Here is a 15,803-nt window from a genome sequence, read left to right as displayed (position 1 = left end):
TAATGAGATGACAGCATGAAAACTCAGGTTGCGATTATTGGCGCCGGACCTTCCGGCCTTCTGCTGGGCAAACTGCTGCACAAGGCCGGCATCGATACGGTGATTGTCGAGCGCCAGACCCAGGACTACGTCCTGGGCCGAATTCGCGCCGGCGTGCTGGAGCAAGGCACGGTAGACATGCTGCGCGAGGCTGGAGTGGCGCAGCGCATGGACGCCGAAGGCCTGGTTCACGAAGGGGTGGAGTTGTTGATGGGCGGCAAGCGTGTGCGCATCGACCTCAAGGCCCTGACCGGCGGCAAGACGGTGATGGTCTATGGCCAGACCGAAGTCACTCGCGATCTGATGGAGGCGCGCGCCGCCAGCGGAGCACCGATCATCTACTCGGCAAATCAGGTGCAGCCCCATGACATGAAGGGCGCACAGCCCTACATCACCTATGAAAAGGACGGCCAGCTGCATCGCATCGATTGCGACTACATCGCCGGCTGCGACGGTTTTCATGGCGTGGCGCGCAAGAGTATTCCCGAGGATGTGCTGACTCACTACGAGCGCGAGTACCCCTTCGGCTGGCTTGGACTGTTGTCCGATACGCCGCCGGTCAACCATGAGCTGATCTATGGCCAGCATGAGCGTGGCTTTGTGCTGTGCAGCCAGCGCTCGCTGACCCGCAGCCGCTATTACCTGCAAGTGCCACTGACCGACAAGGTCGAAGACTGGTCCGATGAGCGCTTCTGGAATGAGCTCAAGGCCCGCTTGCCGGCGCAGGTGGCGGACGATCTGATCACCGGACCGTCCCTGGAGAAAAGCATCGCGCCGTTGCGCAGCTCTGTGGTTGAACCGATGCAGTACGGCAAGCTGTTCCTGGTGGGAGACGCGGCCCATATCGTTCCGCCGACCGGAGCCAAGGGCTTGAACCTGGCGGCGTCCGACGTGTGCTACCTGTACCGCATCCTGGTCAAGGTCTATCGAGAAGGGCGCCGCGACCTGCTGGAAAAATACTCCGAACTGGCCTTGCGACGGGTCTGGAAGGGCGAGCGTTTCAGCTGGTTCATGACCAACCTGCTGCACGATTTCGGCGAGCATCAGGACGCTTGGGACCACAAGATGCAGCAGGCCGATCGGGAGTATTTCCTCAATTCCCACGCGGGTCTGGTGAACATTGCCGAGAACTATGTGGGCCTGCCTTACGAAGAAATCTGCTGAACCATCGGCCTTGGAACCGCCTGCGCATAGGGGGTGGTTTCAGGGCAGTGTTTGCAACCAGGCAGGGGCCGAAATGTATCGGTCGAGAAACATTCCTATTTCTAAATGATATTTATTAGCATTACACTTCGATCCCCTCTCCCTTGATGCACCACCAAGGTGCATTGCATCGACAAGGATCGTTTGTAATGAAAGTCAGCTCCTGCCTGTTCAATTCGCTTCTGCTCAGCGCCGGTGTCGGCCTGCTGGCTCCGCTGGCGCAGGCCGGCGAGGCCTCAGAAGAGGTCAAACCGGCGCCGTTGGAACTGGACACCGCCTTCGTCACTGCCACCGGCGGCGCCACGGATCTCAAGGATGCTCCGGCCAGTGTCAGCGTCATCACCCGTGAGGAAATCGAACGCCAGCCAGTCTATGACCTCAATACGCTGTTGCGCCGTGTGCCGGGAGTGACCGGTGGTTTCGGCCCGGTGGGCGAGCAGTCGAAGATCAAGTTGCGGGGCCTGGACGACAAATACACGTTGATCCTGGTGGACGGCAAACGTGTCGGCAGCTCCAGTGACCTGAGCTATCGCCGGGATCTGGCGCGCCAGGATCTGAACTGGATCTCGCCGAACATGATCGAGCGCATCGAGATCGTGCGTGGGCCGATGTCGTCACTCTATGGCTCGGACGCCATGGGCGGGGTGATCAACATCATCACCCGCAAGGTCTCGCGGACCTGGACCGGTTCGGCCAGCACCAACATCACCGTGCCCAAGGACTCCGATCGCGGTCAGACCACCCAATACAGCGTGAATGCGTCGGGCCCATTGACCGAATCCCTGGGGTTGCGCCTGGGGGCCAACGTCACGCGTCGGGCTGCGGATGAGGTCGAGGCGCGGCGCGATGCCCAAGGCGATTTCATGTACGACGACGGCGCGGGCGGTTCCAAGGACCAGAGCTTCAATGCACTGCTGGACTGGCAGATCAACGAGGAACAGAGCTTGTCCTTCGAGGCGGTGCATGGCGTGGAACGTTCCTGGGCATCAAAGAAGACCTTTGGTGATTGGGACGAGACCATTGGTGGCGCCTTTGGCCCCAGCCGACTGACTCGCGACAGCTACATCCTGTCCCACACTGGTGACTGGAGCTTTGGTACCACGAAGCTCGATGCCTACCTGAACAAGTACCGCAACGACCTGGATATGGGCAAAGCCAACTCCGAGGAGAAGATTGTCGAGGGCAGTCTCAATCTGCCTTTCGAGCTGCTGGTGGATCAGCGCCTGACGCTGGGTGGGCAATGGAAGCGCGAGGAGCTGACCAACACCAATACCCTTGGCACCGTACCGGTGGATTACCAGGGCACGCCCGTCAATGGCTCGACCTTGAAGGGTGATTACTCGGCGGCCTTTATCGAAGATGAGTTGTTTCTGCTGGACAACCTGTCCCTGACCCTGGGCAACCGTTTCGACCACAGTGACAAGTACGGCAACCACAACAGTCCGCGGGCTTATGTGGTCTATCACCCGCACCCGGACTGGACCGTGCGTGGCGGTGTTTCCAAGGGCTTTCGTGCGCCGAGCCTGAAGGAAGGCAGTGCGGGAGCGGCGACTGAATCCGGTGGCCGTGGTTGTGGTTCCTTGCGTCCGTTGGGCTATGTCACCGGAAGTTGCTGGATGGCCGGCAATCCGAACCTGATGCCGGAAACCAGCACCAACAAGGAAATGGGGGTGTCGTTCGATCATGACGGCTGGGAAGCCGGCCTGACCTACTTCCACACCGACTTCACCGACAAGATCGAATATGGTCCGTTGGGCCAGTACCAGGGCCGCTGGTGGACCATGCTGGAAAACGTCGACAAGGCCCGCACCCGTGGTTGGGAAGGCACCACCCGGGTTCCGCTGGGTGACTCCGTGACGTGGCGTACCAACGCCACCTACATGCTGGAAAGCAAGAACCTGTCTACCGGCGAAGACTTGATCAGCTCGCCCAAGCTGTCGGCGTTTAGTGCGTTGGACTGGCAGGTCAACGACCGTTTGAGTACCGAACTGTCGGCGCAGCACGTCGGCAAGCAACGGGGCATAGGCACTGATTTCGTGCAGTCCTACACCACTTACGACCTGACGGCGAATCTGGCGGTGACCAAGTGGCTGACCCTGAATGGCGGGGTGCAGAACTTGATGGACAAGGACCTGCGGGACGGATCGACCAACTTCTATGTGCCCGGACGGGCGTTTTTCGCGGGGGCGACCACTTACTTCTGAGGCCGCTGGATGTAGCGGGGGAATCAGCCCCATTGCCAGGCAATGGGGCTGAAGGGGATCACACGTTGAAGCGGAAGTGCATCACGTCGCCGTCCTTGACGATGTATTCCTTGCCTTCCAGGCGCCATTTACCGGCTTCCTTGGCACCGGCTTCACCCTTGAACTGGATGAAGTCGTTGTAGGCGATGACTTCGGCGCGGATGAAGCCTTTTTCGAAGTCGGTGTGGATCACGGCGGCCGCTTGTGGCGCGGTGGCGCCGACACGCACGGTCCAGGCGCGAACTTCCTTCACACCTGCGGTGAAGTAGGTCTGCAGGTTGAGCATTTCGTAGCCGGCACGGATCACCCGATTCAGGCCAGGCTCTTCCAGGCCCAGGGCTTCAAGGAACATGTCCTTTTCTTCGCCGTCATCGAGCTCGGCGATTTCCGCCTCGATCTTGTTGCACACCGGCACCACGATCGCGCCTTCTTCCTCGGCAATGGCCTTGACCACGTCCAGAAGGGGGTTGTTCTCGAAGCCGTCTTCGGCAACGTTGGCGATGTACATCACCGGCTTGGTGGTCAGCAGGTGGAAGCCACGGATGATCAGCTTCTCGTCGGCGCTCATGTCCTTCATCAGGCTGCGGGCCGGCTTGCCTTCGGTGAAGTGGGCGATCAACTGCTCCAGCAGGGCTTTCTGGGCCACGGCATCCTTGTCACCGCCCTTGGCGTTGCGGGCGACTTTCTGCAGTTGCTTCTCGCAGCTGTCGAGGTCGGCAAAGATCAGTTCCAGGTCGATGATCTCGATGTCGCGCTTGGGATCGACGCTGTTGGACACGTGGATCACGTTGTCGTCTTCGAAGCAGCGGACCACGTGGGCGATGGCATCGGTTTCGCGGATGTTGGCCAGGAACTTGTTACCCAGGCCTTCACCTTTCGAGGCACCGGCTACCAGGCCGGCGATATCGACGAACTCCATGGTGGTCGGCAGCACGCGCTCAGGCACGACGATGGCGGCCAGGGCGTCCAGGCGCGGGTCGGGCATCGGCACGATGCCGCTGTTGGGCTCGATGGTGCAGAAGGGGAAGTTCTCGGCCGCGATCCCGGATTTGGTCAGGGCGTTGAACAGGGTGGACTTGCCGACGTTAGGCAGGCCGACGATGCCGCAATTGAATCCCATGGTGTATTCCCCTAGGAGTAGAGTCAGGCCTTCTGGCTGTGCAGGTTTTTCATCGCACGGTTCCATTCACCGGCGAAGATATCCGGCAGCACGCCGAGGGCAAAATCGATGCTGGCATCGAGTTTTTCCTGTTCGGCGCGTGGCGCACGACCCAGGACAAAGTTTGAAACCATACTGGCAACACCCGGGTGGCCGATGCCGAGCCGCAGGCGGTGAAAGGTATTCTGATTACCGAGCTGCGCGATGATGTCCCGCAGTCCGTTGTGCCCGCCATGCCCGCCGCCGGTCTTGAGCTTGGCGACGCCGGGTGGCAAGTCGAGTTCGTCGTGGGCCACCAGGATCTCTTCCGGCTTGATGCGGAAGAAGCCGGCAAGCGCCGCCACGGCCTGGCCGCTGCGGTTCATGTAGGTGGTGGGAATCAACAGACGAATGTCCTGACCCTGGTGACTGAAGCGCCCGGTCAGGCCGAAATATTTGCGATCGGCAACAAGGTTGACACCTTGTTTTTCAGCGATGCGCTCAACAAAAAGGGCCCCTGCGTTATGCCGGGTCTGTTCGTATTCGGCGCCTGGATTACCCAGGCCAACGATCAGTTTGATGGCAGTCACGATAGGGGCCCTTCTTTGGAGTGGTGGATAACATCGCCGCAACCGGTGCTACGGCGAAAGGGGACGACAAGAGCTTGGTTGCCTTGCGGCAAACTTCGCGTTCTCGCCCGCTTTCTCGCTACGTTCCAGTCCGCGATGTGTTCCGCTCAACTCCGGCGTCAGAGTGAATTACTCTGCAGCGCCTTCTTCTTTCTCAGAAGCAACACGTGGTGCGTAGACGTTGGCTACTGCCAGGTCGTTGCCGTGTGCCAGAGCAACAAACTCAACGCCTTTAGGAGCGGTGAGGTTGGACAGGTGGATCACGGTGCCGATGTCGGTCTCAGCCATGTCGACTTCGATGAACTCAGGCAGGTCTTTCGGCAGGCAGGAAACTTCGATCTCGGTGGCTGCGCGGAAGATCTCGCCGCCTTTCTTGATCGGTGCTGCTTCGTTGATCAGGTGCACTGGAACCATGGCGGTCAGTTTCTGACCAGCAACTACGCGAACGAAGTCAGCGTGCATCACGTGGCCTTTGGCCGGGTGACGTTGCAGGGCCTTGATCACGACGTTCTGCTTGGTGCCACCAACGTTCAGTTCGATGATGTGGCTGTAGGCAGCTTCGTTTTCCAGCAGCTTGGCCACTTCTTTGGCCAGCATGCTGATGGATTCAGGGGCTTTGTCGCCACCGTAAACTACAGCTGGAACCAGGCTTGCGAGACGACGCAGGCGGCGGCTCGCACCTTTCCCCAGGTCGGAACGCACTTCAGCATTCAGAGTAAAATCGTTCATGTTGTATCTCCAAAATAACCACACTCGCCCCAGCGTTTGCGACCAGCGCTAAAGGCGATATGGGCAAAAAAGCCCCGTCCCAACACAGGTTGGGACGGGGCGCTTTTCGTCATCGGGATGTTTTGCCAGGGACTAGCCCTTAGCGGAACATCGCGCTGATCGATTCTTCATTGCTGATGCGGCGGACCGCCTCGGCAACTACCGGTGCGATATCCAGTTGGCGGATACGCGCACAGGCTTGTGCTGCAGCGGACAGCGGGATGGTGTTGGTCACCACCAGCTCGTCCAGCACGGAATTTTCAATGTTCTCGATGGCCCGACCCGACAGCACAGGGTGTGTGCAGTAGGCAAAGACCTTGGCTGCGCCATGCTCTTTCAGGGCCTTGGCCGCGTGGCACAGGGTGCCGGCGGTATCGACCATGTCATCGACCAGAATGCAGGTGCGTCCTTCGACGTCGCCGATGATATGCATCACTTCGGAGTGATTGGCTTTCTCACGACGCTTGTCGATGATCCCGAGATCCACGCCCAGGGACTTGGCCACGGCACGTGCACGCACGACGCCGCCAATGTCCGGGGACACGATCATCAGGTTTTCGAAACGCTGGTCTTCGATGTCATCCACCAGAACGGGGGAGCCGTAGATGTTATCTACCGGAATATCGAAGAAACCCTGAATCTGGTCAGCATGCAGATCAACCGTGAGGACACGGTCGATGCCGACTACGGTGAGCATGTCAGCCACGACTTTCGCGCTGATAGCCACACGTGCGGAACGCGGACGGCGATCCTGACGGGCATAACCAAAATAAGGAATAACAGCAGTGATACGAGTTGCTGAGGAACGGCGGAAGGCGTCGGCCATCACCACGAGTTCCATCAGGTTATCGTTGGTCGGAGCGCAAGTCGGCTGAATAATGAAGACGTCTTTACCGCGGACATTTTCATTGATCTCGGCAGTAATTTCGCCGTCGGAAAATTTTCCAACAGAGATGTCACCGAGAGGGATATGCAGCTGACGTACGACACGCCGAGCCAGATCGGGGTTAGCGTTCCCCGTAAAGACCATCATCTTGGACACGCGCAGTACCTGAAGGCTGAGGGTATACCTGGATGAGTATAAGGAAAATGGCAGGGGCGGCTGGATTCGAACCAACGCATGGCAGGATCAAAACCTGCTGCCTTACCGCTTGGCGACGCCCCTGTATCTGTTGCTTCGAGTGCCTGGCACTCGGTTCCTTTAGAGCAGACTCTGTAGCTTGCGATGCAACATCGAAACGTTGCTTCCTTTCGCTACAAACCCTGTAAGGGTCTCTGTAAGAAGGGCCGAGACTTTATCAGCTTCAGCTTTGCTTGGGAAGCCCCCAAACACACAACTTCCAGTTCCAGTCAGTTTTGCTTCGGTAAATTTACCTAGCAAATTCAATGCGTTACGAACTTCTGGATAACGCCTTGCGACTACCGGAAGGCAGTCATTTCTGCTGTTTCCCTTGGGAACGGGGCGCACTTTAATGGGCGGAGTGTCACGTGTCAACAGCGGATCGGAAAAAATTTCTGCTGTACTAACAGACACTTGCGGGACCAGTACCAGATACCAGGGTTCTTCGGGGTATTCAGGGGAGAGTTTTTCCCCGACTCCTTCGGCAAAGGCTGCATGCCCACGCACGAAAACCGGGACATCAGCGCCCAGAGTCAGTCCGAGTGCTGCCAAGCGGTCTTCGTCCCAGCCCAGTTGCCACAGATGGTTGAGGCCCAGCAGGGTAGTAGCGGCATTGGAACTGCCGCCGCCGATGCCGCCGCCCATAGGCAGGATTTTGTCGATCCAGATGTCGATGCCCTGGGTGCAGCCGGACTGTTCCTGGAGTTTTTTTGCGGCCTTGACGATCAGATTGCTGTCGTGGGGCACGCCCTCGAACGCGGTGTGCAGGCGAATCACGCCGTCATCGCGCAGGGCGAAAGTGATTTCATCGCCGTAGTCGAGAAACTGGAACAGGGTCTGCAGCTCGTGATAACCGTCTTCACGGCGACCCAGAATGTGCAGCATCAGATTGAGCTTGGCCGGGGAGGGCAGTGTCAGTTTTTCCACGGACATGTCATTGCCCCAGCTTGCGAGGCAGCCATTCCTTGATCACCAGGGTGACGTCAAGGTCGCTGCCATGCAGTTTGATCCGCTCGGGCAGCCAGTAGCCGTTCTGCTCGGAGTAACTGCTGTATTGCACTTGCCAGCCATCCTGCTCCAGGCTCGCCAGGTGGCTGTCGCCATCCAGGGTCAGGCGGCTTTTGCTGTCGGGGGCGGGCAGGCCGCGAACCCACCAGGCGAGGTGGGAGACGGGTAGTTTCCAGCCCATTTGTTCTTCAAGCAGGGTTTCCGGACTGGCCGCTTCGTAACGACCCTGATTGGCCACTTCCAGGCTGACCTGGCCGGGACGGCCGGTCAGGCGTGCAGCGCCACGGCCCAGCGGACCGGACAGACGAATGTCGTAATAGTCCTGGCGTTGTAGCCAGAACAGCGTGCCGCTGCCGGAATCCTTGGGGGCCCGAATGCCGATTTTGCCGTTGATCTGCCAGCCGTCGAGGCCGGTCAACTGATCCTTGTGCTGGCGCCATTGGGCAGGGTTGCCCTGGCCCTGGACGGACTCACGGGCGCCAAAGCCGGCGCAGCCGGCAAGCAGGGCGATAAAGCTGAAAACAATAACGTGGCGCAAAAACATAGTCTTAAAGAGTCTCTGATCCGGTCAGGCGTTTGATGGTGTCGCGCAATACGGGGCTGTCTGGCTGGTCCTTGATGAACTTGCTCCAGATCTGTTTGGCCTCGCGCTGCTTGCCGTTGTTCCACAGGACCTCGCCCAAATGTGCGGCCACTTCCTGATCCGGGAAGCGCTCCAGGGCCTGGCGCAGCAGGCGCTCGGCTTCGTCGAGGTTACCCAGACGGAAGTTTACCCAGCCCAGGCTGTCCAGTACCGCCGGGTCTTCCGGGGTCAGTTGGTGGGCTTGCTCGATCAGTGCCTTGGCTTCGGTGTAGCGGGTCGTGCGGTCCGACAAGGTGTAGCCCAGGGCATTCAAGGCCATGGCGTTATCCGGCTCACGCTGGATGATCAGGCGCAGGTCTTTTTCCAGCTGTGCCAGGTCATTGCGTTTTTCCGCTTGCATGGCACGGGTATAGAGCAGGTTCACGTCATCGGGATACTGTTGCAGCGCCTGCTGAATAACTTTCCAGGCGCGATCGCCCTGATTGTTCGCCGACAGTGTCTCGACTTCGATCAGGTATAGCTGGATGGCGTAGTCGGGTTGGGCGTCGCGAGCCGCCACCAGGCGCTTTTGCGCCTCGTCGGTGCGGCCGTTGTTCATCAGGATATCGGCCTGTCGCAGTTGCGCCGGTAGGTAATCGTTACCCGGTCCGACCTGAGCGTATTCGATCAGCGCTCCTTGCGGGTCATTGAGCTCTTCGGCGATTCGTCCCAGGTTCAGGTGTGCGGAGTCTTCGTGGCTTTCCCGGGCGATCAGGTCTTCCAGGTAACCCTTGGCCTCTTCCCAGGCCTTGGCTTCCAGGCAGACCAGTGCCAGGGAATAGCGCAGTTCATCGTCTTCCGGATATTGCTGGACCAGGCTGGAGAACTGGGTCTTGGCGTCCTCCATGCGGTCCTGCTCCACCAGCATGCGGGCGTAGGTCAGGCGCAGACGCTTGTCGTCCGGGTACTTGCGGATGCTTTTTTCCAGCAGCGGCAGGGCTTCCTTGCCGCGGTTCAGACTCTGCAGCAAGCGGGCGCGCAACAGCAGCGGCGCCACCTCGCCGTCTTCCGGGGGATTCTGCTCCAGCAGGGTCAGGGCATCCTTGGCGTCGCCATCCTGCTGCATCAACAGGGCCTTGCCGAAGATCAGTTGACTGTTGTGCGGGTGCTTCTGCAACAGACGATCGAAGCTTTTCATCAGACCGTTGCGTGTGTCCTGGTCGGTATCGGCAGCCGACAGCGCAAGAAAGTCGAAGTGGGTGTCGCCCTTGCCCTGCAGAACCTTCTCCATATACAGCATGGAGTCGTCGTAGCGTCCGGCCCGTGCCAATTGGATGGCGGCAGCCCGTTGCGCTTCCAGATCGTCGGGAGCGTTCTTTGCCCAGATCAGCGAAGTGTCCAGGGCTGCCTGGTCGGCTCCCAGGTACTCGGCAATACGAAAGGCACGCTCGGAGATGCCCGGGTCCTGGGTGTTGATGGCCTGGGTCACGTAGTTGTCCAGGGCAATGTCGAAACGATTGCGCTGGCCCGCCAGTTCAGCGCTCAGCAGGCTGAAGATGGTGTCTTCGCTGAACGATGAATAGACCTTGGGCTTTTCAGGGGCGGGGGTGCTGTCTTCCACCGGCGACGTAGCGTCCGATGAAACGGGGGCCAGTGACTGGCAACCGCTGAGGAAGACAAAGGCGAGGAGCAACGCGGAAGATCTATTCATATAGGAAGAGGGCGACTAACCTGCGGTCGGATCATCATGACACAAGCCTTCGGCCAAACATAACCGAGACTCAACGGGATGCCAGAACAGAGGCAGTCTATTAGTTTCTGCGCGAAAACTGCCTGCGCTTCGATCATGCTGCGTTGAAAACAGGCTCGGAATGCTCATTTAGGCCCCTAAACTCCGCTTCCTCGCCTGTTTTCGCCTTGCCTGATCTTCGCTCGGCGAGTTTTGGCACAAAACTAGGACAATAGTCGGCGGTAGTTGTTCTGCGTCTGTCGAAGTAGGACAATTGTCGGCTTCTCGACATCATCAGCGACCTTGAATGGCCTTCCTTGCACTCGGTATTAACCACAAGACTGCTTCTGTAGACGTCCGCGAGCGCGTGGCCTTTACCCCTGAGCAGTTGGTTGAGGCCTTGCAGCAGCTCTGCCGACTCACCGACAGCCGCGAAGCTGCGATCCTCTCCACCTGCAATCGCAGTGAGCTCTATATAGAACAGGATCATCTTTCTGCGGATGTGGTGCTGCGCTGGCTGGCGGAATATCACCACCTGAGCCTAGACGAGCTTCGTGCCAGCGCCTATGTGCATGAAGATGATGCGGCAGTTCGTCACATGATGCGGGTGGCGTCGGGGCTGGATTCCCTGGTGTTGGGCGAGCCGCAGATTCTCGGGCAGATGAAGTCCGCCTACGCTGTGGCCCGGGAGGCCGGGACTGTCGGCCCACTGCTGGGGCGGCTGTTCCAGGCTACCTTCAGTGCCGCCAAGCAAGTACGCACCGATACCGCCATTGGCGAAAACCCGGTGTCCGTGGCCTTTGCTGCGGTGAGCCTGGCGAAACAGATTTTCAGTGATCTGCAGCGCAGCCAGGCGTTGCTGATCGGCGCGGGCGAGACCATTACCCTGGTGGCCCGGCACCTGCACGACCTTGGGGTCAAGCGCATCGTCGTTGCCAACCGCACCCTGGAGCGGGCCAGTCTCCTGGCGGAGCAGTTCGGCGCCCACGCGGTGCTGTTGTCGGACATCCCCCAGGAGCTGGTGCACAGCGATATCGTCATCAGTTCCACTGCCAGCCAGTTGCCGATCCTCGGCAAGGGCGCGGTGGAAAGCGCTCTGAAGCTGCGCAAGCACAAGCCGATTTTCATGGTGGATATCGCCGTTCCCCGGGATATCGAGCCAGAAGTCGGCGAGTTGGACGACGTTTACCTCTACACCGTCGATGACCTGCACGAAGTGGTCGCGGAAAACCTCAAGAGCCGTCAGGGCGCGGCCCAGGCCGCCGAGGAGCTGGTGAACATCGGCGCCGAGGATTTCATGGTGCGCCTGCGTGAATTGGCGGCGGTGGACGTACTCAAGGCCTATCGTCAACAGAGCGAGCGCCTGCGCGACGAAGAATTGCAGAAAGCCCTGCGCATGCTGGCCAATGGCAGCGGCGCCGAGGACGTGCTGGCCCAACTGGCCCGCGGCCTGACCAACAAATTGTTGCACGCGCCGAGCGTGCAGTTGAAAAAGCTCTCCGCCGAAGGCCGCCTCGATGCGCTGGCCATGGCCCAAGAACTCTTTGCCCTCGGTGAGGGCTCATCGGATAAAACCCCGTAATGAAAGCGTCACTGCTCAGTAAGCTGGACATTCTCCAGGACCGTTTCGAGGAACTGACCGCCTTACTCGGCGATGCTGAGGTCATTTCCGATCAGGCCAAGTTCCGCGCCTACTCCAAGGAATACGCAGAAGTCGAACCGATCGTCGCCTCCTATAAACAGGTACTCAAAGTCCAGTCCGACCTTGAAGGTGCCCAGGCGCTGCTCAAGGACAACGACCCGGACCTGCGGGAAATGGCTGCCGAGGAAGTGCGTGAGGCCAAGGAGCAACTGGCCGAGCTGGAAAGCGCCCTGCAACGCATGTTGTTGCCCAAGGACCCCAACGACGGTCGCAACGTGTTCCTGGAAATCCGCGCCGGTACCGGCGGCGATGAGGCGGCGATTTTCTCCGGCGACCTGTTCCGCATGTATTCCCGTTACGCCGAGCGGCGTGGCTGGCGGCTGGAGATCCTCTCGGAAAACGAGGGTGAGCACGGCGGCTACAAGGAAGTCATTGCCCGGGTCGAAGGCGAGAACGTCTACGGCAAGCTGAAGTTCGAATCCGGCGCGCACCGTGTGCAGCGGGTACCGGCCACCGAATCACAGGGCCGCATCCACACCTCGGCCTGCACCGTGGCGGTGCTACCGGAGCCGGATGAGCAGGAAACCATCGAGATCAATCCGGCGGACCTGCGCATCGATACCTATCGCTCCTCGGGTGCCGGCGGTCAGCACGTGAACAAGACCGACTCGGCGATCCGCATCACCCACATTCCTTCGGGGATCGTGGTGGAGTGCCAGGAAGAGCGTTCCCAGCACAAGAACCGGGCCCGGGCCATGTCCTGGCTCTCGGCCAAGCTCAACGACCAGCAGACCAGCGCTGCGGCCAACGCCATTGCCAGCGAGCGCAAGTTGCTGGTGGGCTCGGGGGATCGCTCCGAGCGCATTCGTACCTACAACTTCCCCCAGGGCCGGGTCACTGATCATCGGGTCAACCTGACCCTGTATTCCCTGGACGAAATCCTTGCCGGGGGCGTGGAGGCGGTGATCGAACCGCTGCTGGCCGAATATCAGGCCGATCAACTTGCGGCATTGGGTGAGTAAATGACCATCATCGCCAGCCTGCTGCGCGCAGCCCAATTGCCCGATTCGCCGACGCCGCGCCTGGATGCCGAACTGCTCCTGGCGGCAGCCCTGGGCAAGCCGCGGAGTTTTCTCCATACCTGGCCAGAGCGCATCGTGCCCAGCGAGGCCGTGTTGCTGTTCACTGAATACCTGCAACGACGCCGTTCCGGCGAACCGGTGGCCTACATCCTCGGCCAGCAGGGCTTCTGGAAACTGGATCTGGAAGTGGCACCGCACACCCTGATCCCGCGTCCCGACACTGAACTGCTGGTGGAGGCGGCGTTGGAGCTGCTGCCGGCGAGCCCGGCCAAGGTCCTCGACCTGGGGACCGGCAGCGGCGCCATCGCCCTGGCCCTGGCCAGCGAACGTCCAGCCTGGGAGGTAACGGCCGTGGACCGGGTGCTGGAAGCCGTGGCCCTGGCCGAGCGCAACCGCCAGCGCCTGCAACTGAACAACGTCACCGTGCTCAGCAGCCACTGGTTCAGCGCGGTCGAGTCCCAGCGCTTCCAGTTGATCGTCAGCAACCCTCCTTATATTGCCGAGGCCGATCCCCATCTGGTGGCCGGCGATGTGCGTTTCGAACCCGAAAGCGCCCTGGTGGCGGGCAAGGACGGCCTGGATGACCTGCGCCTGATCGTCACCCAGGCTCCGCAACATCTGGAAGCCGGCGGCTGGCTGATGCTGGAGCACGGTTACGACCAGGCTGCAGCCGTGCGCGAATTGTTGACGGCCCAGGGTTTTATCGAGGTCCACAGCCGCGTTGACCTGGGTGGGCATGAGCGCATTACTCTCGGTTGCCTGCCATGCTGACCGATCAGGAACTGTTGCGTTATAGCCGGCAGATTCTGTTGCAACACGTTGATATCGACGGTCAATTGCGCCTCAAGCAAAGCCGGGTACTGATAGTCGGCCTGGGTGGCCTGGGGGCCCCGGCGGCCTTGTACCTGGCGGCCGCCGGTGTCGGTGAGCTGCACCTGGCAGACTTCGACACGGTGGATGTGACCAACCTGCAACGGCAGATCATTCACGACAGCGCCAGTGTCGGGGTCAGCAAGGTGGACTCGGCCATCAGCCGGCTGTCTGCCCTCAACCCGGAAATCCGCCTGGTGCCTCATCGTCACGCGCTGGATGTCGACAGCCTGGCCGCTACCGTGGCCGCGGTGGACCTGGTGCTTGATTGCTCTGACAACTTCACCACCCGCGAGGCGGTGAACGCCGCTTGCGTGGCGGCCGCCAAGCCCTTGGTCAGCGGCGCGGCGATTCGCCTGGAAGGGCAGTTGTCGGTGTTCGACCCGCGGCGCCCGGAAAGCCCTTGCTACCACTGCTTGTACGGGCATGGCAGCGAAGCCGAGCTGACCTGCAGTGAAGCCGGGGTGCTTGGCCCGCTGGTGGGCACCGTGGGCAGTCTGCAAGCGCTGGAAGCCCTGAAACTGCTGGCCGGATTTGGTGAGCCACTGGTGGGCCGACTGTTATTGATCGATGCCTTGGGCACGCGCTTTCGTGAACTGCGAGTCAAGCGTGATCCCGGTTGCAGTGTCTGCGGAGTTCATCATGAGTGAAGCGCCCATTGCGGTGTTCGATTCCGGTGTTGGCGGCCTGTCGGTACTGGCGGAAATACAGCAACTACTCCCCAACGAATCGTTGCTGTACTTTGGCGATTGCGGGTATATCCCCTATGGCGAGAAGACCCCGGAGTTCATTCGCCAGCGCTGCGCACTGATGGCGAGTTACTTCCGCGAGCAGGGCGCCAAGGCGCTGGTACTGGCCTGTAACACTGCGACCGTGGCCGCAGTGGCCGAGCTGCGCCGGGACTTTCCGGACTGGCCCATCGTCGGCATGGAACCTGCGGTCAAGCCCGCAGCGGCTGCGACCCGCAGCGGTGTGGTGGGGGTGCTGGCGACCACCGGCACCTTGCAGAGCGCCAAGTTCGCCGCCTTGCTCGATCGTTTTGCCGCTGATGTGAAGGTGGTCACCCAGCCCTGCCCCGGCCTGGTGGAAATGATCGAAAACGGCGACCTCAACAGTAGCGCCCTGTGCCAACTGTTGCAGGGCTATGTCGAACCGCTGCTGGCCGCCGGTTGCGACACCATCATTCTGGGCTGCACCCATTACCCGTTTCTCAAGCCGGTGCTGGTGCAGATGCTGCCTGCCCACATCAGCCTGATCGACACCGGTGCTGCGGTTGCCCGGCAGTTGCAGCGCCTGCTGGACGAGAGCGACCTGCGTGCCCGGGGAGTCGCCCGTGAGGCGCGCTTTTGGACCAGTGGCGATGTCCAGCACTTTGCTCAGGTGCTTCCTCTGCTATGGAACAATCCGGGTAGCGTTCAGCGTTTCGACTTGTGAAAAAGCCGGTTCAGCGATACGCCGTGGCGATTCCCCGGCGCTCGCTCAGGCAGTCCGCCTCTCCCAGTTCGAACTCGCGGCAGATCAGCGGCCGCAACTCATAGATGGTGCAGCGCATGCTGTCGCGATCCAGTGCTGCGCACCAGCCGTCGTCCAGGCGGCGCATGACTTCGCCGCCCCAATCATCGGTATCGATAAAGCGTTCGGGCACCCCGGTGTCGGTGATCAGCATGACTTCCAGCTGGCAGCAGCAAGCAGCGCAGGTCGAGCAACTGATGGCCGGTTCGGGGATGGGGGTAACGGGGATGTTAGTCATAGGCGCGCAGTGTAAGGCAG

The 15,803-nt window shown here is 60.4% G+C and carries 15 protein-coding genes and 1 tRNA gene; 7 read left to right on the top strand and 9 right to left on the bottom strand.

Translation table 11 applies throughout. From position 1 onward, the window contains the following. The first annotated feature begins 15 nt into the window (after window positions 1-15). Together pobA and ACSSVC_RS30325 are read left to right on the top strand one after the other, a co-directional pair. Window positions 16-1,203 (top strand): 4-hydroxybenzoate 3-monooxygenase, encoded by a 1,188-nt coding sequence (gene pobA, locus ACSSVC_RS30330; protein ID WP_492611813.1) that lies wholly within the window; start codon window positions 16-18, stop codon window positions 1,201-1,203. A 188-nt stretch (window positions 1,204-1,391) separates the two neighbouring features. Further along, the gene (locus ACSSVC_RS30325) at window positions 1,392-3,446 is read left to right on the top strand and encodes a TonB-dependent receptor domain-containing protein (protein ID WP_492611812.1); all 2,055 of its coding nucleotides are present in this window, start codon (window positions 1,392-1,394) and stop codon (window positions 3,444-3,446) included. A 58-nt stretch (window positions 3,447-3,504) separates the two neighbouring features. On the opposite strand, the gene ychF is transcribed toward ACSSVC_RS30325, so the two are convergent. The 8 genes from ychF to ACSSVC_RS30285 all read right to left on the bottom strand — a co-directional run bounded on the left by ychF (window position 3,505) and on the right by ACSSVC_RS30285 (window position 10,421). Then, window positions 3,505-4,605, bottom strand: a complete 1,101-nt coding sequence (ychF, locus tag ACSSVC_RS30320) for a redox-regulated ATPase YchF (RefSeq protein WP_152686428.1) — start codon at window positions 4,603-4,605, stop codon at window positions 3,505-3,507. A 23-nt stretch (window positions 4,606-4,628) separates the two neighbouring features. After that, on the bottom strand, window positions 4,629-5,213 hold the full coding sequence (gene pth / locus ACSSVC_RS30315) for an aminoacyl-tRNA hydrolase (protein WP_060841030.1): 585 nt from the start codon (window positions 5,211-5,213) through the stop codon (window positions 4,629-4,631). 168 nt (window positions 5,214-5,381) lie between these two features. Beyond that, window positions 5,382-5,981 (bottom strand): 50S ribosomal protein L25/general stress protein Ctc, encoded by a 600-nt coding sequence (locus ACSSVC_RS30310; protein WP_346633808.1) that lies wholly within the window; start codon window positions 5,979-5,981, stop codon window positions 5,382-5,384. A 139-nt stretch (window positions 5,982-6,120) separates the two neighbouring features. Further along, entirely contained in the window at window positions 6,121-7,062 is a 942-nt protein-coding gene (locus ACSSVC_RS30305; protein ID WP_003171603.1) for a ribose-phosphate pyrophosphokinase, read from the bottom strand. Window positions 7,063-7,110: 48 nt separating this feature from the next. Then, window positions 7,111-7,185, bottom strand: a tRNA-Gln gene (locus tag ACSSVC_RS30300). A gap of 36 nt (window positions 7,186-7,221) precedes the next feature. Next, on the bottom strand, window positions 7,222-8,073 hold the full coding sequence (gene ispE, locus ACSSVC_RS30295) for a 4-(cytidine 5'-diphospho)-2-C-methyl-D-erythritol kinase (RefSeq protein WP_492611811.1): 852 nt from the start codon (window positions 8,071-8,073) through the stop codon (window positions 7,222-7,224). Between the two features lies 1 nt (window position 8,074). Beyond that, a complete protein-coding gene (gene lolB, locus ACSSVC_RS30290) occupies window positions 8,075-8,692 on the bottom strand; it encodes a lipoprotein insertase outer membrane protein LolB (RefSeq protein ID WP_346633810.1) in 618 nt (205 codons plus the stop codon). 4 nt (window positions 8,693-8,696) lie between these two features. Next, window positions 8,697-10,421, bottom strand: a complete 1,725-nt coding sequence (locus ACSSVC_RS30285; protein WP_346633811.1) for a tetratricopeptide repeat protein — start codon at window positions 10,419-10,421, stop codon at window positions 8,697-8,699. A gap of 325 nt (window positions 10,422-10,746) precedes the next feature. Between ACSSVC_RS30285 and hemA the strand changes: the two genes are divergently transcribed. From hemA to murI, 5 genes are read left to right on the top strand one after another with little or no spacing between them, the layout of a single operon-like run. Then, on the top strand, window positions 10,747-12,021 hold the full coding sequence (gene hemA, locus ACSSVC_RS30280) for a glutamyl-tRNA reductase (RefSeq protein ID WP_011063407.1): 1,275 nt from the start codon (window positions 10,747-10,749) through the stop codon (window positions 12,019-12,021). Next, the gene (gene prfA, locus ACSSVC_RS30275) at window positions 12,021-13,103 is read left to right on the top strand and encodes a peptide chain release factor 1 (RefSeq protein ID WP_346633812.1); all 1,083 of its coding nucleotides are present in this window, start codon (window positions 12,021-12,023) and stop codon (window positions 13,101-13,103) included. Before hemA ends, prfA begins: the two co-directional genes overlap by 1 nt. Next, window positions 13,104-13,934: a peptide chain release factor N(5)-glutamine methyltransferase gene (gene prmC / locus ACSSVC_RS30270; protein ID WP_492611810.1), complete on the top strand. Its 831-nt coding sequence runs from the start codon at window positions 13,104-13,106 to the stop codon at window positions 13,932-13,934. After that, on the top strand, window positions 13,928-14,683 hold the full coding sequence (locus ACSSVC_RS30265) for a molybdopterin-synthase adenylyltransferase MoeB (RefSeq protein ID WP_446439123.1): 756 nt from the start codon (window positions 13,928-13,930) through the stop codon (window positions 14,681-14,683). The genes prmC and ACSSVC_RS30265 overlap by 7 nt, the downstream gene beginning before the upstream one ends. Then, window positions 14,676-15,467 carry a glutamate racemase gene (gene murI, locus ACSSVC_RS30260; RefSeq protein WP_446439124.1) on the top strand — a complete coding sequence of 264 codons (792 nt, stop codon included), beginning with the start codon at window positions 14,676-14,678 and terminating at the stop codon, window positions 15,465-15,467. Before ACSSVC_RS30265 ends, murI begins: the two co-directional genes overlap by 8 nt. A gap of 10 nt (window positions 15,468-15,477) precedes the next feature. On the opposite strand, the gene ACSSVC_RS30255 is transcribed toward murI, so the two are convergent. Then, a complete protein-coding gene (locus ACSSVC_RS30255; protein WP_273923104.1) occupies window positions 15,478-15,783 on the bottom strand; it encodes a YkgJ family cysteine cluster protein in 306 nt (101 codons plus the stop codon). Between the last annotated feature and the right edge of the window lie 20 nt (window positions 15,784-15,803).

The organism is Pseudomonas sp. E1BtOHC1 (genome assembly GCF_058744285.1).
Note: the sequence above shows the minus strand (reverse complement) of the source record. Positions and strands in the feature narration are given on the sequence as shown.